We start from the raw sequence: 306 nt of genomic DNA on the forward strand, positions 1-306 counted from the left end.
AGTTGATCGGGATGCCATGGCCTGCTTCATTCATGACCCCCAGGCTATGTTGAGCATATGGATTCCCCTTTGCAGCAAGCGGACGCAGCGTGCTCAGCGCCTTCGAGTAATCACCTCGACTGTACGCCGCAAACCCATCTTTATAGTCGTCTGCGAGACACGGACTCGCTACCGAAGAGTAGAGCATCAGTCCAAAGATCAAATTTTTCATGCATTCCCATCCATCGGCTACCGATTCCAATAGCACGCTGTCGCTAACCCACAGACCGGGCAAGGGCACACCCGCTTCGTTTTTGGCCTGTTTAA

Annotated in this window: 1 protein-coding gene; it reads right to left on the reverse strand. The window is 52.9% G+C overall.

The window, feature by feature from the left end; translation table 11 throughout:
* On the reverse strand, nt 1-306 hold a 306-nt coding region (locus tag D0817_RS26365; RefSeq protein ID WP_238160966.1), incomplete at both ends, for an SEL1-like repeat protein.

This window comes from Flavobacterium cupreum (assembly GCF_003996965.1).
Lineage (GTDB): Bacteria > Bacteroidota > Bacteroidia > Flavobacteriales > Flavobacteriaceae > Flavobacterium > Flavobacterium cupreum.